The following is a 2022-nucleotide window of genomic DNA, read 5'->3' as shown; positions in this document are numbered from 1 at the left end:
CGGTGGTGCACGCGGCCCCGCGGGGTGCGCGGGCGCCGGGAAGGTGTGGGCGGGAGGCGTGCCCTACCCGCCCCCGGGGTGGTGGGGCGGGGTGGGCGGTCCCGGTGCCCCGGGCCCCGGGGGGGGGGGGGGCCCGGGGGCCCGCGGGGGGGGGGCGCGCGGTGCCGGCATCGGACGCTGGCGCCGGGGCCGGGGCCGGGGCCGCCACGGTGCGACCGGGCCGACCGGCCGGCGGGTGAGTGCCGGCGCCGGCGGTGACGTCGCCGCCCGCGGCCCCGGGGCGGGTGGCTGGGGGGTGAGTGGCTGTGGTGCCGGTGCCGGTGCCGGTGGCGCCGGCCGGTGCCGCGGTCCAGCGCAGCGGCGTGAACGGGCGGGCGTAGTCGGGCAGTTCGCCGGTGGTCAGCACGTCGGCCATGACGTCGCCGGTGATCGGCGTGAGCAGCACCCCGTTGCGGTGGTGCCCGGTGGCCAGGACGAGGCCGGGCAGCAGGGTCGGGCCGAGCAGCGGCGCGTTGTCGGGCGAACCGGGGCGCAGCCCGGCCATCGTCTCGACCAGTTCGAGTTCGGTGACCCCCGGCAGTACCTCGTGTGCGTCGCGCAGCAGCTCGTACAGCCCGCCGGCGGTGACGGAGGTGTCCCAGCCGAGTTCCTCCGTGGTGGCGCCGACGATCAGTTCGCCGTCCGCCCTGGGCACCAGGTACACGTGTCCGCCGCGGACCACGGCCCGTACCGTACGGGACAGGAACGGCCCGGCGGCGGCCAGCGCGGCCGGCACCCGCAGCCGCACCAACTGGCCCTTCACCGGCCGCACCGGCGGCACCACGGGCCCCGGCACCCCGGCCAGCCGGCCGCTGAGACTGCCGCCCGCGAGCACCACCTGGCCGGCCGCGACCCGGGTGCCGTCGGCGAGCAGGGCACCGGTCGCCCGGGCCCCGTCGGCGAGCGGGACACCCCCCACCGGGTGCGTGCCGTACGGCTGCGCATCGCGCGCGGGTGCCCCGTCGGATGCGGCGGGGCTCGGGGGGTGGGCGAGGCCGCTCGGGCCGGCGGGGTCGGCGCCCCCTGGTGTGCGCGTGCGGCCCGCGGCGCTCCCGTCCCCCGTGGACACCGTCAACTGCTGGGCCCAACTGCGCCGGACGTCGACGCCGGCCCGTTCGCCGGCCCGTAGCAGGGCGGCGGCCAGCAGCCGCGGATCGACCTGGTGGTCGCCGCCGACCCACAGCCCGCCACGCACCCCGGGCGCGAGCAGCGGCTCCATACGGCGGCAGGCGCGCCCGGTCAGCCACTCCGCGTCCAGGCCGAGCCGCTGCTGGAGCGCGTGCAGGTCGCGCAGTTGGGCGCGGTCGTCGCTGTCGAGCGCGACGGCGAGGGTGCCGCAGGTGCGGTAGCCGATGGACCGGCCGCTGACCTCGGTGAGTTCGGCGGCGAAGGCGGCGTAGCGGCGGGCCGACGCGAGGTTCAGGCCCAGCAGCGTCTCCTCGCCGAAGTGCGTCTCGGTGACCGCGGCCAGCATGCCGGCCGCGACCTGCGCCGCCCCGTTGCCCGGCGCCGGGTCGACCAGCACGGTCCGCAGCCCGCGCTGCGCCGCCCGCCAGGCGGTGACCAGCCCGATGATGCCCCCGCCGATCACCAGCACGTCGCAACGGACGTCGCTGCGGATGTCGCTGCGCGCGGGCGGCTGCGATGCCCGGGCTGGCTGGGCTGCCGTGGTGGTGGGCGGCGGGCCCGTCGTGGGTGCCGGCCGGGGCGCGGCGGCGGGGTACGGGGCGGGGGCCTGCCTGTCCTGGCCCGTGGTCGGCGGGGTACCGGGTGTGGTGGCCGAGGACAGCGGATCGGTCCGGGGGAGCGGTTCGGTTGGGGACAGCGGGCCGGCTGCTCCGGCCGGTCCGACGGTCGCCGTGGCCCCGGGCCCGGCGCCGGGGGGGGGGGCGGGGGCCCCCCCCGCCGGGCGGGCCGGGGGGGGGGGCCCCGCCCCGCCCCCCCGCGGGCCCGGGGGGGGCGGGGGGGGGGGGGGGGGGGGGG

General features: G+C 80.7%; 3 pseudogenes. 1 reads left to right on the top strand and 2 read right to left on the bottom strand.

The window, feature by feature from the left end:
• Positions 1-337: 337 nt before the first annotated feature.
• Positions 338-934, bottom strand: a pseudogene (locus AAHZ94_RS36575) (FAD-dependent oxidoreductase); the annotation flags it as partial.
• 168 nt (positions 935-1102) lie between these two features.
• A pseudogene (locus AAHZ94_RS36570) lies at positions 1103-1660 on the bottom strand (FAD-dependent oxidoreductase); the annotation flags it as partial.
• On the opposite strand from AAHZ94_RS36570, the pseudogene AAHZ94_RS33275 reads away from it, so the two are divergent.
• Positions 1659-2022, top strand: a pseudogene (locus AAHZ94_RS33275) (hypothetical protein); the annotation flags it as partial. The pseudogenes AAHZ94_RS36570 and AAHZ94_RS33275 overlap by 2 nt on opposite strands.

The sequence above is a fragment of the Streptomyces sp. HSW2009 genome (assembly GCF_040240285.1).
Taxonomy (GTDB): Bacteria; Actinomycetota; Actinomycetes; order Streptomycetales; family Streptomycetaceae; genus Streptomyces.
Note: the sequence above shows the minus strand (reverse complement) of the source record. Positions and strands in the feature narration are given on the sequence as shown.